This window comes from Klebsiella sp. RC2, from assembly GCF_014192815.1.
In the GTDB taxonomy this organism is placed as follows: domain Bacteria; phylum Pseudomonadota; class Gammaproteobacteria; order Enterobacterales; family Enterobacteriaceae; genus Klebsiella; species Klebsiella variicola.
The window spans coordinates 543,216-569,833 of the sequence record NZ_JACHYL010000002.1 but is presented as its reverse complement, the minus strand read 5'-3'; the positions used below and the strand labels follow the sequence as shown (position 1 = coordinate 569,833).

Annotated in this window: 25 protein-coding genes; 5 read left to right on the top strand and 20 right to left on the bottom strand. The window is 59.3% G+C overall.

The genetic code is table 11. The features are described from left to right. Positions 1-86 precede the first annotated feature (86 nt). The 5 genes from FHW76_RS07595 to FHW76_RS07575 all read right to left on the bottom strand — a co-directional run bounded on the left by FHW76_RS07595 (position 87) and on the right by FHW76_RS07575 (position 5,151). Complete coding sequence (locus FHW76_RS07595; protein WP_008805556.1) at positions 87-791, bottom strand: ABC transporter ATP-binding protein; 705 nt, start codon at positions 789-791, stop codon at positions 87-89. Continuing rightward, complete coding sequence (locus FHW76_RS07590; protein WP_064170482.1) at positions 778-1,614, bottom strand: ABC transporter ATP-binding protein; 837 nt, start codon at positions 1,612-1,614, stop codon at positions 778-780. The genes FHW76_RS07595 and FHW76_RS07590 overlap by 14 nt, the downstream gene beginning before the upstream one ends. After that, positions 1,607-2,440: an ABC transporter permease gene (locus FHW76_RS07585; protein ID WP_023282269.1), complete on the bottom strand. Its 834-nt coding sequence runs from the start codon at positions 2,438-2,440 to the stop codon at positions 1,607-1,609. Before FHW76_RS07585 ends, FHW76_RS07590 begins: the two co-directional genes overlap by 8 nt. Further along, positions 2,440-3,462 carry an ABC transporter permease gene (locus FHW76_RS07580; RefSeq protein WP_008805559.1) on the bottom strand — a complete coding sequence of 341 codons (1,023 nt, stop codon included), beginning with the start codon at positions 3,460-3,462 and terminating at the stop codon, positions 2,440-2,442. Before FHW76_RS07580 ends, FHW76_RS07585 begins: the two co-directional genes overlap by 1 nt. Positions 3,463-3,582: 120 nt before the next feature. Next, the gene (locus FHW76_RS07575; protein WP_008805560.1) at positions 3,583-5,151 is read right to left on the bottom strand and encodes an ABC transporter substrate-binding protein; all 1,569 of its coding nucleotides are present in this window, start codon (positions 5,149-5,151) and stop codon (positions 3,583-3,585) included. Positions 5,152-5,356: 205 nt separating this feature from the next. On the opposite strand from FHW76_RS07575, the gene FHW76_RS07570 reads away from it, so the two are divergent. Beyond that, positions 5,357-6,052 (top strand): GNAT family N-acetyltransferase, encoded by a 696-nt coding sequence (locus FHW76_RS07570; RefSeq protein WP_064170481.1) that lies wholly within the window; start codon positions 5,357-5,359, stop codon positions 6,050-6,052. 53 nt (positions 6,053-6,105) lie between these two features. Here the strand turns inward: FHW76_RS07570 and FHW76_RS07565 are convergent, their stop codons facing one another. From FHW76_RS07565 to FHW76_RS07555, 3 genes are all read right to left on the bottom strand, one after another. Further along, on the bottom strand, positions 6,106-6,324 hold the full coding sequence (locus FHW76_RS07565) for a YgdI/YgdR family lipoprotein (RefSeq protein WP_183476514.1): 219 nt from the start codon (positions 6,322-6,324) through the stop codon (positions 6,106-6,108). Positions 6,325-6,935: 611 nt separating this feature from the next. Next, a complete protein-coding gene (locus tag FHW76_RS07560; protein WP_012542505.1) occupies positions 6,936-7,736 on the bottom strand; it encodes a PhzF family phenazine biosynthesis protein in 801 nt (266 codons plus the stop codon). Then, positions 7,726-8,394, bottom strand: a complete 669-nt coding sequence (locus FHW76_RS07555) for a transcriptional regulator (RefSeq protein ID WP_012542504.1) — start codon at positions 8,392-8,394, stop codon at positions 7,726-7,728. The genes FHW76_RS07560 and FHW76_RS07555 overlap by 11 nt, the downstream gene beginning before the upstream one ends. Before the next feature lie 201 nt (positions 8,395-8,595). Between FHW76_RS07555 and FHW76_RS07550 the strand changes: the two genes are divergently transcribed. After that, positions 8,596-8,952 (top strand): hypothetical protein, encoded by a 357-nt coding sequence (locus FHW76_RS07550; RefSeq protein WP_012542503.1) that lies wholly within the window; start codon positions 8,596-8,598, stop codon positions 8,950-8,952. 63 nt (positions 8,953-9,015) lie between these two features. Here the strand turns inward: FHW76_RS07550 and betA are convergent, their stop codons facing one another. From betA to betI, 3 genes are read right to left on the bottom strand one after another with little or no spacing between them, the layout of a single operon-like run. Beyond that, the gene (betA, locus tag FHW76_RS07545; RefSeq protein ID WP_032753849.1) at positions 9,016-10,680 is read right to left on the bottom strand and encodes a choline dehydrogenase; all 1,665 of its coding nucleotides are present in this window, start codon (positions 10,678-10,680) and stop codon (positions 9,016-9,018) included. Positions 10,681-10,693: 13 nt separating this feature from the next. Next, a complete protein-coding gene (betB, locus tag FHW76_RS07540) occupies positions 10,694-12,166 on the bottom strand; it encodes a betaine-aldehyde dehydrogenase (RefSeq protein WP_023297195.1) in 1,473 nt (490 codons plus the stop codon). Positions 12,167-12,179: 13 nt separating this feature from the next. Then, positions 12,180-12,767 (bottom strand): transcriptional regulator BetI, encoded by a 588-nt coding sequence (gene betI / locus FHW76_RS07535; protein WP_004151671.1) that lies wholly within the window; start codon positions 12,765-12,767, stop codon positions 12,180-12,182. Positions 12,768-12,895: 128 nt separating this feature from the next. Between betI and betT the strand changes: the two genes are divergently transcribed. Next, positions 12,896-14,929: a choline BCCT transporter BetT gene (betT, locus tag FHW76_RS07530; protein WP_016160452.1), complete on the top strand. Its 2,034-nt coding sequence runs from the start codon at positions 12,896-12,898 to the stop codon at positions 14,927-14,929. A 46-nt stretch (positions 14,930-14,975) separates the two neighbouring features. Here the strand turns inward: betT and ivy are convergent, their stop codons facing one another. After that, entirely contained in the window at positions 14,976-15,422 is a 447-nt protein-coding gene (gene ivy, locus FHW76_RS07525) for an Ivy family C-type lysozyme inhibitor (protein WP_008805565.1), read from the bottom strand. A gap of 224 nt (positions 15,423-15,646) precedes the next feature. Here ivy and FHW76_RS26390 point away from each other — a divergent pair, with 224 nt between their 5' ends. After that, positions 15,647-16,903 carry a mechanosensitive ion channel family protein gene (locus FHW76_RS26390; RefSeq protein ID WP_008805566.1) on the top strand — a complete coding sequence of 419 codons (1,257 nt, stop codon included), beginning with the start codon at positions 15,647-15,649 and terminating at the stop codon, positions 16,901-16,903. Here FHW76_RS26390 and FHW76_RS07515 read toward each other — a convergent pair. Then, complete coding sequence (locus FHW76_RS07515; protein ID WP_023322206.1) at positions 16,900-17,793, bottom strand: LysR substrate-binding domain-containing protein; 894 nt, start codon at positions 17,791-17,793, stop codon at positions 16,900-16,902. The two genes, FHW76_RS26390 and FHW76_RS07515, sit on opposite strands and share 4 nt — an antisense overlap. 253 nt (positions 17,794-18,046) lie before the next feature. Between FHW76_RS07515 and FHW76_RS07510 the strand changes: the two genes are divergently transcribed. After that, the gene (locus tag FHW76_RS07510) at positions 18,047-18,652 is read left to right on the top strand and encodes a glutathione S-transferase (RefSeq protein ID WP_023287352.1); all 606 of its coding nucleotides are present in this window, start codon (positions 18,047-18,049) and stop codon (positions 18,650-18,652) included. 52 nt (positions 18,653-18,704) lie between these two features. On the opposite strand, the gene FHW76_RS07505 is transcribed toward FHW76_RS07510, so the two are convergent. The 7 genes from FHW76_RS07505 to FHW76_RS07475 form a co-directional block, all read right to left on the bottom strand. Next, a complete protein-coding gene (locus FHW76_RS07505; protein WP_012968735.1) occupies positions 18,705-19,490 on the bottom strand; it encodes an SDR family oxidoreductase in 786 nt (261 codons plus the stop codon). A gap of 201 nt (positions 19,491-19,691) precedes the next feature. Beyond that, on the bottom strand, positions 19,692-20,489 hold the full coding sequence (locus FHW76_RS07500; RefSeq protein WP_002893589.1) for an SDR family oxidoreductase: 798 nt from the start codon (positions 20,487-20,489) through the stop codon (positions 19,692-19,694). Positions 20,490-20,549: 60 nt separating this feature from the next. Further along, positions 20,550-21,617: an ABC transporter permease gene (locus FHW76_RS07495; RefSeq protein ID WP_002893591.1), complete on the bottom strand. Its 1,068-nt coding sequence runs from the start codon at positions 21,615-21,617 to the stop codon at positions 20,550-20,552. Positions 21,618-21,634: 17 nt separating this feature from the next. Beyond that, positions 21,635-23,179, bottom strand: a complete 1,545-nt coding sequence (locus FHW76_RS07490; protein ID WP_183476512.1) for a sugar ABC transporter ATP-binding protein — start codon at positions 23,177-23,179, stop codon at positions 21,635-21,637. 1 nt (position 23,180) lies between these two features. Continuing rightward, a complete protein-coding gene (locus FHW76_RS07485) occupies positions 23,181-23,801 on the bottom strand; it encodes a DUF2291 family protein (RefSeq protein WP_004176927.1) in 621 nt (206 codons plus the stop codon). Positions 23,802-23,844: 43 nt separating this feature from the next. Continuing rightward, entirely contained in the window at positions 23,845-24,780 is a 936-nt protein-coding gene (locus FHW76_RS07480) for a D-ribose ABC transporter substrate-binding protein (RefSeq protein ID WP_004176926.1), read from the bottom strand. Positions 24,781-24,939: 159 nt separating this feature from the next. After that, positions 24,940-26,460, bottom strand: a complete 1,521-nt coding sequence (locus tag FHW76_RS07475) for an FGGY family carbohydrate kinase (protein WP_032732669.1) — start codon at positions 26,458-26,460, stop codon at positions 24,940-24,942. Positions 26,461-26,618: the final 158 nt, after the last annotated feature.

The following is a 26,618-nucleotide window of genomic DNA, read 5'->3' as shown; positions in this document are numbered from 1 at the left end:
AGTGGGTAAATTAACGACAGGTCGCACGGACCCCAGGTCGGGTAAGCGAAGCGCCACCCGACAAAACAGCGGCGCATCCGCTGACCTCACCTCATCCGGTGTTCTCCGTTGACCAGCGCTTCGCGATCGAAAAAGCGCTGGATCACACCCTCCGCCATAAACGCCGCCCGATCGGACATATGGGCGATGACGTCGGCATCGTGGCTCACCAGCAGATAGGTCATGCCGTGCTCCTGTTTCAGGCGGTTAAGCAGATTGAGAATTTCCGCCTGCACTGACATATCCAGCGCCGAGGTCGGCTCATCCAGCAGCAGGATCTGCGGGCGCAGCAGCAGGGCGCGGGCAATGGCTACGCGCTGCCGTTGCCCGCCGGAGAGCTGGTGTGGATAGCGGCGGACGGCGTCGGCGGCCAGACCCACCTGCTCAAGGGCGGTGGTCACTCGGGGGGCAACGTCGCGGATGCCGTGGATCTGCAGCGGCTCCGCCAGGGTGCGCCACAGAGTATGGTTGGGATGCAGCGAGGCGTACGGATCCTGAAACACCATCTGCACGTTGCGCCGCAGCGCGCCCTGAAAGCGGGCGCCCGGCGCGATGCCCTGGCCCAGCAGTTCCACGCTGCCGCGCCATTCGCGCTGTAATCCGGCGAGCACGCGCAAAATCGTCGATTTACCGCAGCCGGAGGCGCCGATCAGACTGAAGGTTTCCCCGGCGTCGACACAGAAACTGGCGGCAGAGACCGCCGTCTTCGCGCCGAATGTTACCTGCAAATCCTGAAGATTAACGATCGCCATGGGCCGTCTCCGTAAAGTCCTGGGTTCTGTCGAGGGTCGGCAGCATCTGGCCGTAGGTGTGCGCATTCGGCCGGCAGGTCCACAGGGTGCGCGTATAAGGGTGCGTCGCGCTCGGCAGCGCCGACGCCGGCATCTCATCGACCTGTCTCCCCTGGTACATCACCAGCACGCGATCGCAATGCGCGGCCACCAGCGGCAGATCGTGGCTGATCAGTAGCATGGCCATCTGCCGCTGCGCGCACTGCTCCACCAGCAGCTCGAGGATCTGGTTGCGCAGGCGGGCGTCGAGGGCCGAAGTTGGCTCGTCGGCTATCAGCACCTTCGGGTTATTAAGCAGCGCGAGGGCGATCATCACCCGCTGGCCCATCCCGCCGGAGAGCTCCCCGGGATAGCGGCTGAGGACCGGCAGATCCAGACCGACGGCGGCGATGGCGTCTTTAACCGCCTCGGCGCGCCCACGGCGGCTGAGACGCTGATGCAGGGTTAACGCCTCTTCCAGCTGCGTCTGAATGGACTGCACCGGATTCAGCGCATAGCGCGGATCCTGCAGCACCATAGCGATATCGTTGCCGCGCAGCGCGCGCCAGCCGCGGGCGCTGAGGGTTAGCACATCGCGCCCCAGCACCTCCAGCCGTTCGGCGCTCACCACCCCGGGCTTGCGCACCAGGCCCATCAGCGCCCGGGCGGTCATCGATTTGCCGGAGCCGGATTCGCCCACCAGCGCCAGCCGCTCGTTGCCGAGGGTGAAGCTGACGTTGTCCACCACCCGGGCGGTGGGGTAGTCGACGGCGAGTCGCTGGACGGTCAGTCGGATGTCAGTCATGTTGCGGCTCCAGAATATCGCGCAGGCCATCGCCCAGCAGGTTAAACGCCAGGCTGGCGAGCAGGATCGCCGCGCCGGGGATGGCAGCGATCCACCACTGGTCGAAAATCACCTGCATCCCGTCGGCAATCATCGCTCCCCACTCCGCCATCGGCGGGCGGGCGCCCAGGCCGAGAAAGCCGAGCCCGGCGGCGGCGAGGATAATGCCCGCCAGATCGAGCGCCAGCCGGACAATCGCCGACGGCAGACACAGCGGCAGAATATGGCCGATCAGCAGCCGCCAGCCGCGAATGCCCAGCATCTCCGCCGCGGCGAGGTAATCGCTATGGCGCAGGCGCTGAATTTCGCTGCGCGCCTGACGGGCATAGGCCGGCCAGGTGGTCAGGGCTAACGCCAGCGCGCCGTTGACCAGCCCCGGGCCGAGCATCGCCACGAACGCGAAGGCGAGGATCAGGCGCGGCATCGACATCACCACGTCGGTAAAGCGCATCAGTATCCGCTCCAGCCACCCGCCATAGTAGCCGGAGAGGATACCTACCAGCAGCCCGACGGGCAGGGTAATGGCGGTCACCAGCGCCACCAGACCCAGCGCCGGGCGGGCGCCGTAGAGCAGGCGCGACAGCAGGTCGCGGCCGTAGCTGTCGGTGCCGAGCCAGTGCCCTGCCCCCGGTCCCTGCAGGCGGGCGGCGGCATCCTGCCAGTTGGGATCGTGGGGCGCCAGCCACGGGGCGAACAGCGCCGTCAGCACCAGCAGGATCACCAGGGTCAGGCCACTGAAGGCGGCGGGTGAGCGGCGCAGACGGCGTAAAAACAGATAAGTCGGCATCAGCGCACCCTCGGATCGGTTAACCGCACCAGCAGGTCGGTCAGGTTATTGATCAGCACAAAACTCACGCCAATCAGCAGCGTGCCGCCCATGATCGCCGTGGTATCTCCGGCGAACAGCGCGGTGGTGAGATAGCGGCCGATCCCCGGCCACGAGAAGACGGTTTCGGTGAGCACCGCCCCTTCGAGCATGGAGGTCCAGGCGAGGGCGGTCACCGTCAGCAGAGTGCCGCGGATATTGGGCAGGACGTGGCGCAGCAAAATCGTCATCTCTCCGGCCCCTTTGGCCCGCGCCAGCAGAATGTACTCTTTGTTCATCTCGCTCAGGCAGGCGGAGCGGGTCAGGCGGGTGATGCTCGCCAGCGAGTAATAGGCCAGCACCAGCACCGGCAGCGCCAGATGGCCGATGGCATTTTTAAATGCGGCGGTATCGCCGGAGAGCCAGGTGTCGATCAGCGCAAAACCGCTGCGCGGCTCGACGGTATACTGATAAATATCGTCGAGTCGACCCGGGCCCGGCGCCCACTGCAGCCGGGCGTAAAACAGGGCCAGCATCAGCAGGCCGAGCCAGAAAATGGGCACCGAGTTGCCCAACAGGGTAAAGGTGCGCACCGCAAGATCCCACGGCGAACCGGCGTAACGCGCGCACAGCACCCCGGCGACGATGCCCAGTACCGCGCCGACGATCAGCGCCAGGGTCGCCAGCTCAAGGGTCGCCGGGAAGACCGCCAGCAGATCGTGGAGCACCGGCTGGCCGGTGGCGCTGGCGATACCGAGATCGCCATGGGCCAGGTTGACCAGGTAGTGCCAGAACTGCACCGGCAGCGGCTGGTCGAGACCCAGCTGATGGCGAACCTGGTCATAGGTCGACTGGCTGGCATGGTCGCCGACGATCTGCAGTACGCGGTCGACGGGCGACAGCGCGGAGAGCGAGAAGGTGACCAGCAGCAGCCCGAACAGCGTGAGCAGCAGCGTCAACAGCCCCTGCAGCAGGCGGGTAAGGTGAGTGGAAAACGATGGCATGGAAAATGGAAATTCCTGGTATATCAGCATGATTCCCGGCGGCGCGACGCCCGCCGGGCCCGGGTGGCGAAACGGTCATCCGGGCAGGCGAGGCCGCCGGACCCGGTGACCAAAACCCGCTTACTTGGTGACGTTATCGTACCAGACCATATCGGCGTTCAGCCCCTGCTGATAGCCCTTCACGTTATCGCGTACCACGATCTGGGTTTTCCCCTGGTCAATAAAGACGTATGGCGAATGCTGCAGCAGGGATTCCTGCATCGTTTTGTACAGATCGAGGCGTTTCGCCGGGTCCGGCTCCGCCACCGCGGCGAGGGTGGCTTTATTCAGCTCAGGGATCTGCCAGCCGTTGAGCCCGGCCACGGTGCTGGACTTACCATCGTTCCAGGCAAAGGCGCTGGCGTTGGAATGCGCATCAAAGTAGTCCGGGATCCACAGGCGGATCGCCGCCTGATGCTGCTTCGCGCGTACCCGGGCATAAACCTGGCTGCCGGCGGCCGGCAGCAGATCCACTTTCACCCCGCCCTGGGCAAAGCTGGCCTGCAGCGACTGGGCGATGGTGATAAACGGCGGTTTGTTCTCCACGTCGAGGGTGAAGTGGGCATCCTTAATGCCCGCTTTATCGAGGATAGCCTTAGCTTTTTGCGGGTCGAAGGTGAACGGATTGGTTTCCAGCGCCCCCGGCAGGCCGGCCGGCAGGAAGCTTTGGTGAATAAAGTACTGGCCTTTCAGCAGGTTTTTGGTGATGCCCTCATAATCGACCAGCCAGCGCGCCGCCTCCCAGAAGGCCGGATTATTCAGCAGCGGGTTGGCGCTGTTGGCGGTATTAAACACCAGATAGTTCTGCTCGGCGGACGGGATGCTCAGCACCTTCACGCCGGGTTTATCCTGCAGGGCGGCAATCTGGTCAGCGCCGAGATCGCGGGCCACGTCGGCATCCCCCTGCTGGATCAGCAGGCGGCGGGAAGCCGGGTCGGGGACGTTTTTAATAATGATGCTCTTGATCTTCGGCGCGCCGGTGGGGGAGCTGGCGTTGGCTTCCAGCACGATGGCCTGATGCGGCTGGTAGACGCGCATTTTATAGGCCCCGCTGCCCGCTGAGTGCATCTTCAGCCAGTCGTTGCCGAAGTCATTATTTTTCGCGTTCGGCGCTACCTGTTTTTCATCAACGATGGAGGCGATAGGGGTGGAGAGAATATTCAGCGCCACCGCCGGGCTGACGTCGGCGGTCCAGTGCAGCGTCAGGGTATGGTCATCAATCTTTTTCAGCTGGCTGGCGATGTTGTCCGGCTGCCAGCCGAGCACGTTGAGAATAAACGCCGGCGATTTATTCAGCGTCACCGCACGGGTGTAAGAGAAAATAACATCTTCCGGGCGCAGCGGATTACCGGAGGCGAATTTGGCATCCGGCTTCAGTTTGATGGTCAGGGTTTTCGCCGCCGGATCGGCCTGCCAGCTTTCGGCGAGGATCGGTACGATTTTTTCAGGGTTGTTGCGGTCCGGCTGCACCAGACGCTGATAGAGGCTGGGGACCGTCTGAATGCTGGAGAGTTCGTTCGCTTCCGCCGGGTCGAGGCTGACGATATCGTCGAGACCTTGGGCGACCACCAGCGTGTTGGGCGGTGTAGCGGCATGCGCGGCGGCGGTGAGCGCCGTCAGTACCAGTAAAGGCAACAGTTTTTTGGTCATGTGCAATCCCTGAAAAATGGTTGTTTTAATTTTTTATGCCTCGCTACGTTAGGCCGCTTGCCAAAAGGCGTAAAGTCAAAATAAGGATATCCTTATGCTAAAAACGCATATTCAAGAACGACAGGTTATTGCCGGCCGCGCAGAAGCGTCTTTCTCCGCTTCTGGCTTCTTGCTATAACAAATCGTCTATTGCAAGGAGGTGGGTGTGCCGGAAATCAATGAGTTTGGCCAGCAGGTGAACGACCTTGTTCCTGGCTGGCAGGGGGCGCAAGTCCTGCGGCGGACGGCGTTAAATGGCCGTTTTTGTCGACTGGAGCCGCTGGACGTTGACCGTCATGCGGCGGATCTGTTTGCCGCCTATGCGCTCGGCGACAACAGCGACTGGACGTGGCTGGCGTCTACGCGACCGGAGAGCGTGGCGGCGACCGCCCACTGGATCGCGGGCAAGGTGAATGATGATGCTCTGGTGCCGTATGCGGTGGTTGACCTGCGTAGCGAGCATGCGGTGGGCATCGTCAGCTATATGGCGATCGAGCGGGAAATGGGCACGGTTGAGATCGGCCATGTCACTTGGTCGCGACGGATGAAAAACACCCCGCTGGGTACCGAAGCGGTCTGGCTGTTGCTGAAGAACGGCTTTGACCACGGCTATCGTCGGCTGGAGTGGAAATGCGATTCGATGAATGTCGCCTCGCGCCGGGCCGCCGAGCGGCTGGGCTTTAGCTGGGAAGGACGTCTGCGGCAGAGGCTGGTGCGTAAAGGGCGGACGCGCGACAGCGATATGCTGTCTATCATCGACGGCGAGTGGCCTGCGCGCGATGCGGCGCTGCGGGCATGGCTGGCGGCGGAGAACTTTACTGCCGACGGGCAGCAGATCAAACGCCTTGAGGCATTTCGTTAGGCCTGTATGGTGAATGGGCAGAGTGCATTACGCCAGCTCTGCCCATAAAAAGGCTATTTCTCGTTCATCTGAATAATTTGATCCCGGTTAATAGCATGTTCATTTCCCGCGATGTCCTCATAGGTGATTAACCCATTATCGTTATCGACCTCCGGTTTACCGTGGGTGATAATCATCTCACCATTTTTTTTCTCTAATACATAATTGCTGGAACACCCCGCAACGGTGAACGTTAATAATGCCAAACCGAATACTGCAACGAACTTTTTCATTGTGCTACCTGTTGTAAGAAAGCCACGGTGGGCCGCAGAATATGACAGACTAACCAGTTATCGAAAGTGGGTCATAATTAACACCGAATAAAGTATTAACATGGCGACTAACGTAATAACCACAATACGACGTTCAAGGGGCGTGGCCTTTTTCTTAGATTCATCATCTGGTTTTGTTAACATGATATTCTCTCTGTTAGCCCTGTCAGTGCTCCCGATTCCGACACCGGCAGAGGTGAGTTCTCGGCAATATTGTCGGGATGAACGACTTGCTAGTTGTTATTTAATACCCAGAGTTAAAGTAACGATTCCAGTGATAACCATTAAAAGACCCGTTCAGGCATTTTGGCTAACACAACATTAAAAATCTCATTTTATGGCTGAAGCTGGCTATGCCTGCCGCAGACTCTGTTGCGCAGGCAGCACGCTTATTATTTTTTTCGCCTGTAACGGATAAAAATACCTGATATTATCAATGCTCCGGGGCTGGAAACGGCAAACCCCGGATGACGTTATTGCATGATCCTCACCAAAATATTAAACAGACGTATTTAATATGATGAGAACAGGCGTTCGCCGCTAAGTTAATATGATGCTATAGGTTCGTCGATTTACAGAATAAAGGTACCTTCAATAACCAGACAGGCTTCGCCTGATAGTTCAACACGTCCGTTATCTTTTATGTGGCAGAAGAGTTCTCCCTTACGGTTGCCACCTTGCTGGGCATGAAGGGTTTTTTTCGCCAGTTTTTCACTCCACAGCGGCGCCAGAAAAGTATGTGCCGAACCGGTGACCGGATCTTCGTTGACTCCCACCTGCGGACCGAACCAGCGAGAACGAAAATCGAAGGTCCGGGATGCGGCCGTGACCACCACGCCACGAGTGTTGAAGGCATTCAAGGCGTTAAAGTCGGGTTTAAGCGCGTCCAGCAGCGCTTCATCATCAATGACGACAATAATATCGGAGGCTTGCCAGGTTTCACCTGCGTCTTCAGCCAGCCCCAGGGCCTTGAACAACCCTTGCGGCGCGGCGATGGGGGACGGAACAACCAGCGGAAAATCCAGGGTATATTTTCCGTCATGCAGCGTGACGTCCAGCGCGCCGCTGCGAGTGAAAAAACGCACCCGCTCGCGCGCTTGTTGATTGAGCAGCACGCTGGCCGCAGCCAGCGTGGCATGACCGCAGAGATCCACCTCGACGGCCGGGGTAAACCAGCGTAACCCGAAACCGTCAGGCTGCCTGACAACAAAGGCCGTTTCCGACAGGTTGTTTTCCGTCGCAATGTGCTGCAGCACGCTATCTTCAGGCCACGTCTCCAGCAAACAAACCGCGGCGGGATTGCCGGTAAAGGGGCCTTTCGAAAAAGCATCGACCTGATAAAAGCGAATGCGCTGCTGTGAATTATTTTTCATTCATCACCTCAAGGTCATTATAAACCGTATATCGTGTTACCCCCAGGGCCTGAGCCGCCTGCTGCACGCCCCCGCGCATCTTGAAAATACCTTTCGTATGCATTTCAGCGACAATTTTTAAACGCTGCGCTTTTTGTATTTTTTTACCCGGCACTGAATATTTATCAATGATTTCCTGAATTGACTGATCGATCAGCCCACCCAAATTAAGATCGACCGCCTCAGCGGCCTCTGACGGCGATGGCAGCAGCGCGTCAAGGCTTTTGCGTATTTGCTCATAAGGCGAGGGGTCGACATTAATACAGAAGGCGATAAGCGGATATCCCTCTTCGCTGTAATAAATTGTCGATGCGCTATTGAGCGTTTTCCCCGAAGCGGTGACGGTTTTATAATCGCTTATGGTTCTCGGCTTGTTGTTATTCGTCTTCTGCAGCAGCAGCGCAAAACCGGTATCTTTTTCCGGACCGGCTAACAAATGATCGCCATTACCCCTACCGCTAACATGTCCGTTAATGATTTTGATAATGGAATGTTCAGGGGTAGTGAGATTATGCAACACCACCTCCTGATTCGCTGATAATGTCCCCGCCATAGCGTCCATGGCTGCTTCAAGCGGCCCGGCAATCTGTGCAACCTGCTGTGTGTACTCTGATGTCATGGATGATCCTTTGCTTGCATCGTGATCAGGAAGCGATCCCGGAGCGCCATTTTACCATGGGAGATACGCTGACAGGATTAAATTATACGCATAATGTTTAATTATCAACAAAAAGTTGAATTTATAGTTTGGACAGCGTACCTTTTGCTGCAGAAAGCGTCAGCGCTCATGTCGGGTGCGTCTTTATGTTATGGAAATATAATGAGAATTTACGGCGTGATGGCCATTGCCGTTCTGCTGGTGGCCTGCGGAGTCATTCACCCCTTCGGCGACAAAACCGTCTATCAGTCCTATTCAGTATCCGATCGGCCGGGGCTGCAGTGGCGCTATGACTGCATACGCAGCGCCCTGAAGCCGCAAGGCTATGAGGTTGAGCGCATCTTCCCTGAGCAGAATGCGCCAAACTTCTTTGATATTTCGCAGTACGGCACACGAGTCGCCCAGATCGATATGTACCAGGTGGCTGGGGCGAGGACGATAAGTATCACCCTGATATCCGGTGCAAAACAGGTGAATGCTGCTGTTGATAGCATTATTCAGCCGTGCCTTGAGCGCTAAGGGATGCTGGAAAGGTGAGGAGTGTCCTTTCCGCACGGGAAAGGACAAGTGCGGCATAGACGATTAGCGGCGAACCGGCGCGTCGCCTGCGACATAATACGCCGCGGTGCTGCGCGGCAGCGGCTGGCGGCCGCGAATGGCGTCGGCCATCTTCTCGCCGATCATAATGGTGGTGGCGTTGAGGTTGCCGGTGATGATCTGCGGCATAATCGAGGCATCGACCACCCGCACGCCTTCCAGACCGTGGACGCGGCCCTCGCCATCGACCACCGCCATCTCGTCGTAACCCATCTTACAGGTCCCGCACGGGTGGAACGCGGTCTCGGCGTGGTTGCGCACAAACTCATCCAGCTCGGCATCGCTCTGGCATTCTGTTCCCGGACTGATTTCGCGGCCGCGATACTTATCCAGCGCCGGCTGGTTCATGATTTCGCGGGTAATGCGGATGGCGTCGCGGAACTCCTGCCAGTCCTGCTCATGGGACATATAGTTAAACAGGATCGCCGGATGGGCGTGCGGGTCGCGCGACTTCAGGCGCACGTGGCCGCGGCTGGGCGAACGCATTGAACCGACGTGGCACTGGAAGCCGTGCTCTTTCACCGCGTTGGAGCCATTGTAGTTAATCGCCACCGGCAGGAAGTGGTACTGAATGTTCGGCCAGGCGAACTCTGCGCGGCTGCGGATAAAACCGCCCGCTTCGAACTGGTTGCTGGCGCCGATGCCGGTGCCGCCGAACAGCCACTCGGCGCCGATCTTCGGCTGGTTCCACCACTGTAGCGCCGGGTAGAGCGACACCGGCTCTTTGCATTCATATTGCAGATACATCTCCAGATGGTCCTGCAGGTTCTCACCCACGCCGGGGAGATCGTGCACCACCGGGATATCGAACTGCCTGAGCAGCTCCGGGTTACCCACGCCGGAGCGCTGCAGGATCTGCGGCGAGGCAATCGCCCCGGCGCACAGCAGCACCTCTTTGTTGGCCGTCGCTTTTGACGGGATCGTGCTTTCTCCCTCCAGCCACTCGACGCCCACCGCGCGCTTGCCGGCAAAAATAATGTGATCGGTCAGCGCATGGGTGCGGATGGTCAGGTTCGGGCGACCGCGCGCCTGGTCGAGATAGCCGCGGGCGGTGCTGGCGCGACGGCCCTGCGGCGTCACGGTGCGGTCCATCGGGCCAAAGCCTTCCTGCTGGTAGCCGTTGAGATCGTCGGTACGCGGATAACCCGCCTGCACCCCGGCGGTGACCATCGCCTCGAAGAGGGGATTATTACCCGGCTTCGGCGTCGTCACGCTCACCGGGCCATCGCCGCCGTGATAGTCGTTAGGCCCGATATCGCGGGTTTCCGCTTTCCGGTAGTAGGGCAGGCAGTTGAGATAGCTCCAGTGCTCCAGACCCGGCTCTTTGGCCCAGTTGTCCAGATCCATCGCGTTGCCGCGGATGTAGCACATGCCGTTGATCAGCGACGAGCCGCCGAGTCCTTTGCCGCGTCCGCACTCCATGCGGCGATGGTTCATGTACGGCTCAGGTTCGGTTTCGTAGGCCCAGTTGTAGCGTTTGCCCTGCAGCGGGTAAGCCAGCGCGGCGGGCATCTGGGTGCGGAAGTCGAACCGGTAGTCCGGGCCGCCGGCTTCCAGCAGCAGGACGGAGGTGTTTGGATCTTCAGTCAGTCGTGTTGCCAGAACGTTGCCGGCGGAGCCGGCGCCAATAATGATGTAGTCAAATTGCAAAAAAACCTCCCGGTTAAAATATGGACTGGAATTTACCCATCTCAACCTGGATGGACTTCACCTGGGTGTAACTCTGCAGCGTCATGACGCCATTCTCGCGGCCAATGCCGGAGTGCTTATAGCCGCCAACCGGCATCTCCGCCGGGGATTCACCCCAGCTGTTGATCCAGCAGATGCCGGCTTCCAGCTGGTGGATAAGACGGTGGGCACGGTTGAGGTTGGGCGTCACCACGCCGGCGGCGAGGCCGTATTCGGTGGCGTTGGCGCGGCGAATGACCTCCGCTTCGTCGGCATAGCTGAGGATCGACATCACCGGGCCGAAGATCTCTTCGCGCACGATAGTCATCTCGTCGCTACAGTCGGTAAACACCGTCGGGGCGACCCACGCGCCGTTATCGAAACCGTCGCCTTTCAGCGCCTCGCCGCCGCACAGCAGGCGCGCGCCTTCGCGTTTGCCGCTCTCGATATAGCGCAGAACGTTGTCGCGATGGGGGAAGCTGACCAGCGGGCCGAAGTTGGTGTCATCGGCAAACAGATCGCCGGGGCGGATGCGGCCCACGCGTTCGAGGATCTTGTGCTCGAATTCCGCCTTCTGTTTCGCCGGGACAAACACCCGGGTGCCGTTGGTGCACACCTGACCGGAGCTGTAGAAGTTGGCCATCATGGCGATATCGGCGGCGAGGTCGAGGTCGGCATCGTCTGCGATAATCAGCGGCGATTTACCGCCCAGCTCCATGGTGACCTCTTTCAGCGACGATGCCGCGGAGTTGGCCATCACTTTTTTGCCGCTGGCGACGCCGCCGGTGAAGGAGATTTTGGCGATGCCCGGATGTTCGGTCAGATACTGGCCGGTTTCCGCGCCGATCCCCGGCAGGACGTTAAACACCCCGTCCGGCAGGCCCGCTTCGCTGTAAATTTCCGCCAGCTTGAGGGCGGTCAGCGGGGTGACTTCGCTCGGTTTGAAAATCATCGCATTGCCAGCGGCCAGCGCCGGCGCCGATTTCCACAGGGCGATCTGGATCGGGTAGTTCCACGCGCCGATCCCGGCTACCACCCCCAGCGGTTCGCGACGGGTATAGACGAAGGAACTGTCGCGCAGCGGGATCTGGCTGCCTTCCAGCGCCGGGATCAAGCCAGCGTAATACTCCAGCACGTCGGCGCCGGTGACGATATCGACGGCGGCGGTTTCGCTGAGGGGTTTACCGGTATCCAGCGTCTCCAGCCGCGCCAGCTCATCGTTGCGCTGGCGCAGAAGGTCGACGGCGCGACGCAGGATGCGCGAGCGTTCCATGGCGGTCATCGCCGCCCAGATTTTTTGCCCACGCTGCGCGCTTTCAACGGCGCGGTCGACATCCTCGCGTCCGGCAGCCTGAACGGTCGCCAGCACCTCGCCAGTGGCAGGGTTGATGGTCTCGAAGGTGCGACCGCTGGTGGCCGATGTATAACCACCATTAATATAAAGCTGCTGTTCTGCCATTCGGGACATAACGCCTCCTCGGTTATGGGTTCGGTAAATGCTGACGAATAAAGTGGCTGGTCAGCGACTGCGCCAGCGTCTTATCCAGCGGTTTGCCGCTGAGCGCCGCCCGCAGCCACAGGCCGTCTATCAGCGCCGCCAGCCCGTAGCCGGCCTCCTGCGCCTGCTCGCGCGGCAGCTCGCGGCGGAATTCGTACACCAGGTTCGACAGCAGCCGACGGCTGCTGACCTGCTGTAACCGATAAAGCATCGGCTGGTGCATGCTGCTGGCCCAGAAGGCCAGCCAGGCCTTCATCGCCGCGCTGCTGATCTGCGTCTCATCAAAGTTGCCGCCGACAATCGCCTGCAGGCGCTGGCTGGCGCTGCCGTCCGGCAGGGCGTGCAGACGGTTGAGCACCGCGTCGCGCAGCTGGCTGGTGATGTCGCGCATGGTCGCCTCCAGCAGACCATTTTTATCTTTGAAATAGTGACTGATGATCCCCGTCGATACGCCCGCCCGTCGGGCGATCTGCGCGATGGTCGCGTCGTGCATTCCGACTTCATTTATTGCGTCCAGCGTGGCGTCGATCAGTTGCCTGCGCCGGATTGGCTGCATCCCCAGTTTGGGCATTTTTGCCACTCCATTCATCAGCGTTGGTTAACTATTAAAGCGGTTTTTGATTGGACGTTCAATATAAAATGTGTCTTAATTGTTACGTTATTGAATTTTAATAGTTACGAAAACAGTGGGGATACTGGATGACAGATCTTTCGCAAAACAGAGAAAAGGACAAAATCAATCCGGTGGTTTTTTATACTTCGGCCGGACTGATTTTGTTGTTTTCCCTGATGACGATCTTTTTTCGCGATTTTTCTGCCGAGTGGATTGGGCGCACCCTCGACTGGGTGTCGAAAACCTTCGGCTGGTACTATCTGCTGGCGGCGACGCTGTATATCGTCTTCGTCGTCTGCATTGCCTGCTCGCGCTTCGGCTCGGTGAAGCTCGGGCCGGAGCAGTCAAAGCCCGAGTTCAGCCTGCTGAGCTGGGCGGCGATGCTGTTCGCCGCCGGGATCGGTATCGACCTGATGTTCTTCTCGGTCGCCGAGCCGGTGACGCAATATATGCAGCCGCCGGAAGGGGCGGGGCAGACCATCGAGGCGGCGCGCCAGGCGATGGTCTGGACGCTGTTTCACTATGGCTTAACCGGTTGGTCAATGTATGCCCTGATGGGCATGGCGCTGGGATACTTTAGCTATCGTTATAATTTGCCGCTCACCATCCGCTCGGCGCTGTACCCGATTTTTGGCAAACGGATCAATGGGCCCATCGGCCACAGCGTCGATATTGCGGCGGTGATCGGCACCATTTTCGGCATCGCCACCACCCTCGGTATCGGCGTCGTGCAGCTCAACTACGGTCTGAGCGTGCTGTTCGATATTCCGGACTCGCTGGCGGCAAAAGCGGCGCTGATTGCGCTGTCGGTGATCATCGCCACCATCTCGGTCACCTCCGGGGTGGACAAGGGCATCCGCGTGCTCTCCGAGCTGAACGTCGCCCTCGCGCTGGGGTTGATCCTGTTCGTGCTGTTCATGGGCGATACCTCCTTCCTGCTCAATGCGTTAGTGTTGAACGTCGGCGACTACGTCAACCGCTTTATGGGCATGACGCTGAACAGCTTCGCCTTCGACCGGCCGGTGGAATGGATGAATAACTGGACGCTCTTTTTCTGGGCGTGGTGGGTGGCCTGGTCGCCGTTTGTGGGCCTGTTCCTGGCGCGCATTTCGCGCGGACGCACCATCCGCCAGTTTGTGATGGGCACCCTGATTATTCCGTTCACCTTTACCCTGCTGTGGCTATCGGTGTTCGGCAACAGCGCGCTGTATGAGATTATTCACGGCGACGCGGCCTTTGCCGAGGAGGCGATGGTCCACCCGGAACGCGGATTCTACAGCCTGCTGGCGCAGTACCCGGCGTTTACCTTTAGCGCGTCGGTGGCGACCATTACCGGTCTGCTGTTCTACGTCACCTCCGCCGACTCCGGCGCGCTGGTGCTGGGGAACTTCACCTCGAAGCTGAAGGACATCAACAGCGACGCCCCGAACTGGCTGCGCATCTTCTGGTCGGTGGCCATCGGTCTGTTGACCCTCGGGATGCTGATGACCAACGGCATCTCGGCGCTGCAGAACACCACGGTGATCATGGGTCTGCCGTTCAGCTTTGTGATTTTCTTCGTGATGGCCGGACTGTATAAATCCCTGAAAGTGGAAGATTACCGCCGGGTCAGCGCCAGTCGCGACACCGCCCCGCGTCCGATGGGCCTCCAGGATCGTCTGAGCTGGAAGAAGCGCCTGTCGCGGCTGATGAATTACCCGGGCACGCGCTATACCAAACAGATGATGGAGACGGTGTGCTACCCGGCGATGGAAGAGGTAGCCCAGGAGCTGCGGCTGCGCGGCGCCGCAGTGGAACTGAAGAGCCTGCCGCCGGAAGAGGGCGAGAACCTGGGCCACCTCGATCTGCTGGTGCACATGGGCGACGAGCAGAACTTTATCTACAAGATCTGGCCGCAGCAGTACTCGGTGCCGGGCTTTACCTATCGGGCGCGCAGCGGGAAATCCACCTATTACCGGCTGGAGACCTTCCTGCTGGAGGGCAGTCAGGGTAACGACCTGATGGACTACAGCAAAGAGCAGGTGATCACCGATATTCTCGACCAGTACGAACGGCACCTGAACTTTATCCATCTGCATCGGGAAGCGCCGGGGAACAGCGTGATGTTCCCGGATGGCTAATCAGGGAAGCCCCCGTCGGGAAAAGGCTGACGGGGGCGACGGGCGGTTACGGGTAGTTAAAGGCGTCCGGATGGTTGTCGAGGCTACCGCTGAGGGCGGCAAACAGCACGGTTTTGCCATCGATGGACAGGGCATCGCTGACGTTAAGCCAGGTCAGCTTCTCCTGGTCGGTTTTTTCATCGACCACCGAGTAAACGCCGGACATCTGTTGGCTTTTCTCCGACCAGATCACCGCGATACGTTCATGGCCGCAGTCGTGGGGTTTGCAGGCGCTTAACACCTGCCAGGATTCGCTACCCAGTTTCACCGTCTGCGCCGGTGAACCGGTGCCGCCGGTGGTTACCCAGGCGGGCAGCTGATGGCCTTTGACCATCTGGTTAAACGACGCCCGGGTGGCGGCATCGTGGGCCAGACTGTTCAACGTGACATCGCCTTGCGCCATGACGCTGGCGGAGGCGGCTAAGGTGATAATAGCGGTAAGCGCTTTAAACATGTTTCCTCCTGGACTTATTCCGTCCTCATAACAAGCCTCTTTATAGTGAGCGTAGGGAATGATTAATGCAAACTCTGACATATTTTCTGTGAATGATTAGAAGCGGTGCGCGCATGGACGTTACGCTAAGCGATATGCCATGATGCGGATTGATTTATTTTCCAAATATATGCCCTTGTGATAAAGCAGTCAGCGAAATGGCATAGTTATTCAGGCGATAAAGCATGGCGTATGTGAATCATCTACTGACGTTTATTGAGAGTAATCCGGCGCTGGCGGTGGGGTTTAATCTTATTCTGCTGCTGGTCTCCGGCATATTTGCCCATCTTTTATGCAAGTTCTTGCTGATTAAAGTGGTGCGTAAGGTCTTCTTTAGTAGCCACAAACAGGATGTGCCGCTGGAGAAGGATCGACGCATCGCCGAAAAACTGTCCAATTTCATTCCGGTTATTATCGTCTATTACGTCCTGCAGTTTATGCCGGCGATGCCGGCATCGCTGGTGACGGCGATTAATACCATCTGCGGGATCTTGTTTTTTATTTTTATGTCGGTGTTTTTCAACGAGATGCTGGATATTGTCAACAGCTCTTATCTGCGAAAGACCAAACGTAAAAATCATTCCATTAAGGGCTATATCCAGATAGGCAAAATCTTAGTTCACATCCTGGCGGCGATTATGATCCTCGCCGTGATGTCGAACAAATCGCCGATCATTATTATCTCCAGTCTGGGGGCCGTGGCGGCGGTGCTGATGATCGTGTTCCAGCATACCCTGCTGTCGCTGGTGGCGAACGTTCAGTTGTCGTCTAACGACGTTCTCCAGCTGGGGGACTGGATTGAAATGCCTGACAAGAACCTCAGCGGTGAAGTGACGGACATCGCGCTGCACACCATTACCATCCGCAACTGGGACAATACGATCTCCCGCATCCCGACGAAGAATTTCCTCACCGAGACCTATACCAACTGGCAGGCGATGTTCTCCTCCGGGGCGCGGCGGATCATGCGCAGTATCGCCATCGATCAGCACTCGGTGCGTTTTCTCGACCAGGAGATGCTCTCCTCGATGCTGACCATCCGCGGGGTGAGTGAGCCTTTGGGCACGCTACTTGATGGCCGGGATCCCGGCGGCGTGGCCGACCGCTGGTTTGTCGATAACGGGCTGACCAACCTGACCCTGTTTCGCCACTATCTGATGCACTATCTCGCCGAGCGACCGGATATTATTAAGGAGATGTACATTGTGGCGAGAACGCTGAAACCGTCGCCGTCGGGCATCCCGCTGGAGATTTACTGCTTCACCTCCTCGACGCTGTGGAAAGACTACGAAAACACCCAGTCGGCGATATTTGAGTACATTACCGCGGTGGCCGGACAGTTTTCCCTGCGACTTTATCAGTATCCCGCCGGGCACGATTTCTGGCGTCTCTCCCAGGAGCACGCCGCCCGGACGGGCCTGCCGCCTTCGGCCGAAGGCTAAGCGCTGATTTGCTGGCGCCAGAGGGCGATCTCCTCCCCCAGCCAGGCGATGAACCGGGCGACTTCCGGCCGGTTCTCCGCCTGCGGGGAGACGGTTAGCCAGTAGTGCCAGGGGTAGGGGACGGTGACGGCGGTGAGCTGCACAAGCTCGCCGCGGGCTATCGCCCCCGCCACCAGCGAGCGCCGCTCCAGCGCTACGCCGGCCCCCAGGCGGACCGCCTCCAGCACCAGATTGGAGTCGTTCAGACGCAGGCCCGCGGGGACGATCGGCTTTTCCAGTCCCGCCTGGCTGCACCAGGCATGCCAGGACTCCATGGAAAAAATAATATCGCTGGCGGCGATCGCCTGCGGGGTGGTCGGCAGGTCGCCGCTGCGATAGTGCGGCGCGGCCACCACCAGTTGTTCATCGGCAAACAGATGCCGGCTTTCCATCCCCTCCCAGTCGCCTTGCCCCATGCGAATGGCCAGATCAATACCCTCCTGTTGCAGGTTAACCACCGCCAGGCTGGTCAGCAGGCGCACCGCGATCTGCGGATGCCGCGCCTGAAAGCGCGCCAGCCGCGGCAGCAGCCAGTGGCAGCCAAAGGAGGGGAGCGTCGCCAGGGTCACTTCCAGGGTGCGGGGTTTGATCTGCACCATGCGCGTGGCGTCGGCGATGTGCTGTAACGCCTCGCGGATTTGCAGGGCATAGAGCCGTCCTTCTTCCGTGATGCGCACCCCGCGGCCGTGGCGGATAAAGAGCGTGACGCCGACCAGGGCTTCCAGCTGTTTGATGTGCTGGCTGACCGCCGAATGGGTCACGCTCAACTCGTGGGCGGCCTGCGTCACGCTGCCGAGGCGCGCCACCGCCTCAAAGCTGCGCAGGCTGGCGACAGGGGGAAAATCTGCCATGGTGGTTTCTCTGTCAGTGAGTCGATACGTTAACGTTACTACCGGGTTAGCGGCTTTTAAAGCCGCTGCAAACAGGCTGAAAAGGAGCCAAATGCTGCCTCAGTCGGTATAGCACAAGGGGAACTGGAGGGCTACCGCGAATCGCCAATCTGTTAGTTTGACTAACCATTTCGGTAAGTATCCCGTGATATTCGCGGCCTCGGTTTTCCAGTAAGGTAAAGCCGCAACCCCTTTATCGCAGGCAGGAGTGACGATGAAACTCATTGGTATGATGGATTCACCTTATGTAAGACGCGTGGCGGTTTCTCTGGCGCTCTATGGCGTGGAATTCGAGAGTCTGCCGCTCTCGGTCTTTAGCGGCTTTGACGAATTTTCCCGTATTAATCCGGTGGTCAAGGCGCCGACGGTGGTGCTCGATAACGGGACGCAACTGATGGACTCCACCCTGATCCTCCACTATTTCGAAACGACCAATCCCACCGGGCGCCGGCTGCTTCCCGCGCATCCCGAGGCGCTGGCCCGCGATCTGCACCTGCTGGGGGTGATCCTCGCCGCCAGTGAAAAAGCGGTCCAGCATGTTTATGAGCACCGTTTGCGGCCGGAAGAGAAGCAGCATCAGCCGTGGATAGCCCGGGTGACCGGCCAACTGCTCGCCGCCTGTCGGGAATGGGACGCCCGGCTGGCAGACCGCGCCGCCGCCGCGCAGCCGGATCAGGTGCTGGTCACCAGCACGGTGGTCTGGTCCTTTATCCAGTTGATGATCCCGGCGGTGGTGTCGGCAGCGGCGTTTCCTCATATCCGCGCGCTGGCGGAGAAGGGAGAGGCGCTGCCGGTATTTCAACAGTATCCGCTGGTTTAACGGCAGGGATGGAGAGGGGCGCCGCAGCGTGGCGCCCTGAAGCAGGAGAGGATTACCAGCAGACAAACCCGCCGTCGACCACCAGGTCTACGCCGGTGCAGAACGAGGCGGCGTCGCTGGCGAGGAACAGCGCCGGGCCGGCCATCTCTTCCACCTTCGCCATTCGCTGCATCGGCGTCTGGCTTTCAAACTCGCGGGTCTGGTGCACCATCTCCGGACGGGTATTCATCGGCGTGGCGGTATATCCCGGGCTGATGGAATTGACGCGGATCCCTTTGCCCACCCACTCCATCGCCAGGCTTTTCGACAGATGGATCACGCCGGCTTTGGAGCAGTTGTAATGTGCCTGGTCGAGGCCGCGGTTAACGATAATCCCCGACATCGAGGCGATATTGATAATCGACCCGCCGCCGGACTCCAGCATCAGTTCCGCTTCCGCTTTGCAGGAGTTCCATACGCCGGTGAGATTGATATCGATCACCCGCTGCCATTGCTCGCTCTTCATCTCCAGCGCCGGATTGGCGTTGGCGATCCCGGCGGCGTTGACGGCGATGTCGAGGCGGCCAAAGCGGTTTTTGGCCAGCGCGACGGCGGCGCGCAGGTCGGCAATCTGGCGGACATCGCCGGTATAAGAACAAGCCTGACCGCCGATGGATTCAATATGGCTGACCGTTTCCGCCAGCCCGCCGTCGTCGCGAAGATCAAAACAGACTACCCGCGCACCCGCGCTGGCGAGGCTGCAGGCGATGGTCTGGCCGATACCGCTGCCGGCGCCGGTGACGAAGGCGACGCGCCCCTGCAGGTTAAACAGCTGCTGTGCAAAATCTTTACCGATCATAATGTTTACTCTCTTCAATATAGTGTCGAACGTCGGGAGCCCTGTTTCCCGAATGGCGGCGCGCCGCGCCTTATCCGGGCAACCTTTCGGCGGTGTTACGTAGCCCCGGTAAGCGAAGCGCCACCGGGGGGCCGTCCCGGCGTGGTGGCGCCAATGCGGGACGCCTTATTCGGGCGATGGGGCCCGCTAACCCGCGGGGGATTACGACATAATCAAACCGCCATCGATATTGATGGTCTGCCCGGTGAGATAGCGCGCGTCGTCGGAGGCGAGGAAGGCCACCAGCCCGGCCACGTCTTCCGGTTTACCGGCGCGTTTCATCGGAATGCCCTCGACCCACTCGGCCATCAGTTCGCCCTTGCCGTAGCGCTTCTGCTCGGTGCTGAGAATTTCGCCCCACACGCGATCGTTGTAATCCCACATTTCGCTTTCAATAATGCCCGGGCAGAAGGCGTTGACGGTGATATTCCACGGCGCCAGCTCGTGAGCCAGGCTTTGGGTAATGCCGATCACGCCCATTTTGCTGGCGGCATAATGCGGCGTGTAGATAAAGCCCTGTCGCCCCTGGCCGGAAGAGGTATTGATCAGGCTGCCGTGATTCTGTTTCACCATATATTTGGCCGCCTCGCGGCAGCACAGCCACACGCCGGTGGTGTTGACCGCCAGCACTTTTTCGAAATCGGCTTTTGGCATCCGGTCGTAGTAATCGATGGTGATCACCCCGGCGTTCTGAATGGAGACGTCAATGGTGCCGAAGCGCGCGGCGGCCTGCTCATATAGCCCCTGAACCTGGGCTTCATCGGTGACATCGACCTGCAGCGATAAAATATCCGCCTGATAGCGCTGACGCAGGGTTTCGGCGGTCTCGTGAACGCGCTCGGCGTTGGAGACCATCACCAGATTCGCGCCGTCGCGGGCAAAGCGCTCCGCAATACCTGCGCCGATGCCGCGGCAGGCGCCGGTGATCACCACCGTTTTGTTCTGGAAATCTCGTTGCATATTTTTTCCCTTTCGCTGAGCCGGGCACCAGGCCCGGCGGAAGATGTGAATCGTTGCCGGTTAGCTGGAGGTGGCGCCGTTGGGGGGGATGGCGGCCAGTTTCTCCTCGTGGCGGCGCATCAGGATGACCTTGCTCTGCAGCTTCTGCTGGAACTGGTCGACGACCACAGCGGTGACGATCACCACGCCTTTAATCACCATCTGCCAGAAGTCGCTAACGCCCATCATCACCATGCCGTCGGCAAGGAAGACGATGACGAAGGCGCCGATAATGGACCCGGTTACCCGGCCGCGGCCGCCGGCCAGCGCAGTGCCGCCGAGCACGGTGGCGCCGATGGCGTCCATCTCAAACATGTTGCCGGTCATCGGGTGCGCGGTTTGCAGCTGTGATGCGACGATCAGGCCGACAAACGCCGCGCACAGGCCGGAGAAGGCATAGACGAATATTTTCGCTTTCACGATCGGCACGCCGGCGAGGCGGGCGGCAGACTCATTGCCGCCGATGGCGTAGATGTAGCGGCCAAGCGGCGTTTTGGTGGTCAGCCAGTAGCCCAGCACGAGGAAGCCGATCATCAGCCAGATCGGCAGATAGACGCCGAGCAGGGTGCCGGAGCCGAGGGTGGCGAAACCGGTGTTGCCCAGCGCTTCCATGCCGTTGAGATTCGGGTAGGTGCTCCCGTCGTTAAACAGCAGCGCGGAGCCGCGGGCGACGTACATCATGCCTAAGGTGCAGATAAACGGCGCCACGCCGAAGCGGGTGATCACCGCGCCGTTGACCAGACCGACCAGCACACCGAAGATCGCCACGCAGAGGATCACCTCCGGGACATTAAAGAAGAGGATATCGCCGTTCCACAGCGGCAGGCCGTTGGTCAGCAGCGCACCCGCCACCATGCCGCAGATCCCCGCCACCGCGCCGACGGACAGGTCAATGCCGCCGGTGAGAATGACCAGCGTCATGCCGATGGCCAGCAGGCCGGTGATCGCCACGTGCTGGGTCATGATCAGCAGGTTAGAGGCGGTCAGGAAGTTGGGTACCATCACGCTGAAGAACGCGATCACCAGCAGGAGGGCGATAAAGGTGCGGGCCTTCAGCAGGTACATATAAATCATATATTTCTGGTTCATGATGGATTCCAGCCTGATTAATCTTGAGGTGTTGAAGCCGCGATTAACTGTTCGCGGGTCACCGCGTGACGCGGTAGATCGGCGGTAATGCGGCCATCGGCCATCACCAGGATGCGGTCGGCAAGGGCCATCACCTCATCCAGTTCCGAAGATGAGAACATCACCGCCAGCCCCTGCTGGGCCATTTTGCCGATCAGGTGATAGACGTCGGTTTTCGCGCCGACGTCGATGCCGCGCGTCGGTTCGTCGAGGAACACCACCTGCGGCTGGGTCATCAGCGCTTTACCCAGCACCACTTTTTGTTGATTGCCGCCGCTCAGCGAGGTGATGGGCAATGTGGCGTCGCTGACCTTGATCGCCAGCTGCTGGATCATCTCTTTCACGCAGGACTCTTCTTTCTGCGGATTCAACCAGCGCCAGGCGCGGCGGAACCCCTGCAGGCTGAAATCAGAGAGCGTCATGTTGGCCTGAATCGACATCATCTGCACCACGCCTTCGCCCTGACGGTCCTCCGGCACCAGCGCCAGCCCCTTTTTCAGGCGCTGTTGAAAGCGAGATTTGCCGATGCTTTCGCCCTTAAGATGCACCTCGCCGCGCTGGCAGGGCATCAAGCCGACCAGACCTTTAAACAGCTCGGTGCGCCCGGCGCCCAGCAGGCCGTAAATACCGATCACTTCGCCTTTGCTGAGGGTGAAGGTGACGTCATTAAGTTTGTAGCCGCCGCTCGGATGCAGCGCGGTCAGCCCTTTGACGTCAAGCACTGCGTCGCCTTTCGGCGCCGGTTGATAATCAAAGTGTTTTTTCTTATCACCGACCATCTGCTCGATGATCCACGGAACGCTGGCGTCGCTGACGTGACGCTCGCTGATAAAACGACCGTCGCGGAAAATGGTGATGTTGTCTCCAATCTCCATCAGCTCTTCGAGGCGATGCGAGATATAGATGATGGTCACGCCGCGGCGTTTAAGCTGCGCGATCACCTTGAACAGCACTTTGACCTCAGACTGGCTCAGCGCCGAGGTGGGTTCGTCCATGATCAGCACCCGGGTGTCTTTCGACAGGGCGCGGGCAATCTCGACTAACTGCTGGTGGCCGATACCGAGTTCACCCAGCGGAGCATAAGGATCGACATCCAGCTCCAGCCGTTCCAGCAGCGATTTGGCCAGCGCGTACTGGTATTTTTCGTTAATGCGTCCTTTCTGAAAGAATTCATTCGCCATGAAGATGTTGTCCATCACATTCATATTGGGGAATAAATTCAGTTCCTGAAAAATAATACTGATGCCCAGTTTTTCTGCCTGATGCGTCGACTGTAATGAAACCGCTTCGCCATCAAGAATAATTTGCCCGGAAGAGGGCGTTTCCACACCGGCAAGCATTTTCATCATGGTGGATTTACCCGCACCATTTTCTCCGATCAGCACGTTGACCTTATTTCGATAGACCCGGTAATTGACATTATCCAGGGCGGTCACGCCGGGATAGACGCGCGACAGGCCGCGGGTTTCGATAATCACTTCGGACTCAACGGGCTGGGGAGCGACGAGATCGTGCGGCGCCATATTATTGTCCCCCCGCATGAATGATTTTCGCCGGGGTAATTTCCGGGAGAGTTTGCGGAATATCCCAGGCCGAGAAGACGCCGTACACCTCCACGCTGTCGCCGGTTTTGACGTTGGCTGTCTGAATCATTTTGACCGCCTGACTGTTGATATTCTTGCTGTACTCGCCGAACAGCACCTGGTCATTAAAGTCCTGATAGCTGGCGCCGCTGTAGCCGTCGCGCAGCTGGGTGCCGCGCAGGGTAGGGCCAATCTGCACCGTCACCTTGCCGACGCTGGCGTCGGACAGGGTCATTTTGCCGCTGCGCGAGGCGGTATCGAGTTTGCTGACGGTGCCTGAAACCTTGACGTAGAAGATGCAGGGGTTTTCATCCTGCGCACGGTAGCCGAGGGTTTTACAGGCGCTATCAATGTCTTTTGCCGCCTTGAGCGCGCTCATCAGTTCCGCCGCCGGACGCGCTTTCGTCACCACCTGCGGTACGATGCTCTGCTGCCAGGTTTTATCCATATTCGCCATATGCGGGTTGGGCGGGGATTTCAGGTCTGCCAGCTCCTGCTGCGAGACGATGCGACAGCCCCCTAGCGCCAGTACGGCCAGCGTCAGACAGGTTTTCTTAAACATAATGCTCTCCTCTGCGCCCCCGCAGGGGCGCAACCACCCGAACTCAGGACTTAATGTTGAAATCCTGGACTTTATCGGCGTTATCCTGGGTAATCAGAATGCCGCGGAACATCACGCGCTGCTTCGCCGGCTTCTCGCCTTTTTGCAGGTAGTTATCCAGATCGGTGACGCCCTGAGCGGCGATGGCCTGCGCCTGCAGCATCACGGTTGCCTGCAGGGTGCCGGCTTTCACGGCGTCGCGCTCATCGTTGCTGCCGTCGATGCCGACGACGATCACATCGCTACGGTTGGCTGCTTTCAGCGCCGCAATCGCGCCGAGGGCTACCGGCCCGTTGCCACAGATGACGCCTTTCACGTCGGGGTGAGCCTGCAGGATGCTGTCCATGATGCGTTTGCCGTCGATCAGGGTGCCTTTGGCATCCTGTTTCGCCACGCTGACCATATCCGGATACTGGTCAATGACCTGATGGAAAGATTTAGAACGGGTGACGCAGTTATTATCGGCGAGGTTGCAGGTCAGCTCGGCGTATTTGCCTTTCTCCGCCATTTTTTCCACGAAGACGTTGGCGACCTCAGAGCCGGCCTGGAAGTTATTGTGGGTAATTTGTTCCAGCGCCACATCATCAACCGGAATTTCGCGGTTAATTAAGACCACCGGAATGCCGGCTTTTTTGGCTTTTTCAATGGCGGCGACGCTGGCGGTGGAATCAGCGTTATCGAGAATAATGCCCTGCACTTTTTTACCAATCGCGGTGTCGATAAGCTCATTCTGCTTTTTGACATCTTCGCCATGGGACAGCACGGTAGTTTTATAGCCGAGCGCCTGGGCTTTTTCGCTGGCGCCTTTGGCTTCCGAGGCGTAATACGGGTTATCCAGCGAGTTGACCATGATCATAATGGTGCCTTTCTCCGCGGCGTGCGCGGCAAAGGAGAAGGCGGTCAGGGTAGCAGCGGTTAAAAGGGTTATACGTAATTTCATGACTCTGTTCCTGTATTTTTATATTCGAACAAATGAGCCCCTGAGCGGGCAGGCTTTTACGGTCTGAAATTTCCCCTGATGTATTCGGGGATAGCGATATCGTTATGGGCCGGGTTTCTCCTGTGATAAGTGAATGCGTGTCGTCGCGCAGTCTGGCGGTCAGGCTGGCGAGTCCGGTTTCCATAATGTTCGGTCGACCGCATGGCGCCACTCCTGCCAGCGCGTTTGTAAACGCTGGTGGCGGGCCATGTCGGGCTGAAAGGTGCTGTGTTCGGTTAAGAAGGCCTGCAGATCGGCGGTCGACCCCGGATGGATCGCTTTGCGCGCCAGCAACGCCGCGCCGATGGCGGACAGCTCCGGCACGTCGCTGCGCATCACCGGGCAGCCGAGCAGATCGGCCTGGTATTGCATCAGCCAGTCATTGTTGGTCGGCCCGCCGTCCACCATCAACGCCGTCAGGGTGAACTCCTCATGCTGACGCATCGCCACCACCACGTCGGCTATCTGATAGGTGATGGACTCCAGCGCCGCACGGATCAGATGCGCGCGTTTCACCCCGCGACTCAGGCCGCAAATCACGCCGCGGGCGCTGTCGTCCCACCAGGGGGCGCCAAGACCGGTCAGCGCCGGCACGAAGTAGACCCCGAGGGTTGAGTCGACGGAGGCGGGGAGGGTATTCAGCTCATGGGCCAGCTCGGCGGCAGAGAGTTCGCTCAGGCCGGTGCTGTCCGCCATCCAGGCGACGGCATCGCCGGTGTGAGGAATATTCCCTTCCAGGCCCCACACCAGCTGGTCGCCATCGTGCCAGGCGACTGTGGTCGCCAGCGCGTCGATATCGCACTTCGCCGATTTGACCGGGGCCATGACCGAAGAGCCGGTGCCGTAGGTGGCTTTGACGCAGCCTGCCTCGCCGAGCGCGTGGCCGAACAGTGCCGCGTGGGAGTCGCCGATCATCGCCATGATCGGAATACCGTCCGGAATGGCGGCCAGTCCTCTGGTATGGCCGAAGAGGCCGCTCGACGGTTTAATGTCCGGCAACGCCGCGCGCGGAATGCCGAACAGCGCCAGCATCTCGTCGTCCCACTCGCCGCGGTGCAGGTTCAGCAGCTGGGTGCGGGCGGCATTGGAGTAGTCGCAGCAGAAGGCTTCTCCAGCGGTCAGATTCCACAGCAGCCAGCTGTCGATGGTGCCGAGGCAAATCTCACCGCGTTCGGCGCGCAGGTGGCCATCGACAGTCGCATCCAGCAGCCAGCGCATTTTGGAGGCCGAGAACAGCGGGGCGATTGGCAGGCCGGTGGCACGCTTAATGTGCTGTTCCTGGCGATCGTGACGCAGTGTGTCGCAGAACGCGGCGCTGCGGGTGCATTGCCAGGTGATCGCCGCGTTAATCGGTTCACCGCTGTCGCGATACCAGCCGATGGCGGTTTCCCGCTGGTTGCTGATGGCCAGCGCGGCGACGTTTTCCGCGCCAACGTGGGCCACCGCGCTGGCGATCACCGCCAGCGAGGCGGTAACCAGCACTTCGCCCGATTGCTCCACCCAGCCGTCGCGCGGCGTTTGGATCGCCAGCGGCTGCGAGAATTTGACGATAACTTTGCCCCGGCTATCCAGCACCACCGCTTTGGCGTTGGTGGTGCCTTCATCCAGGGCAATGATGAACTCTTTTGCTGTCGCCTGCATCGTGCTCTCCTCGGTCACTCGGTGTCCTGGAACCGCGAAGACGAGGAATATCTCCCACCGTCTCCTGCGTCTGTGCAGGCCATGTTGTGACATTTCGTTATCATCTTTTTAATCACTGAATATATATTCGATAGTGATTATTTATTTGATACCTTAAG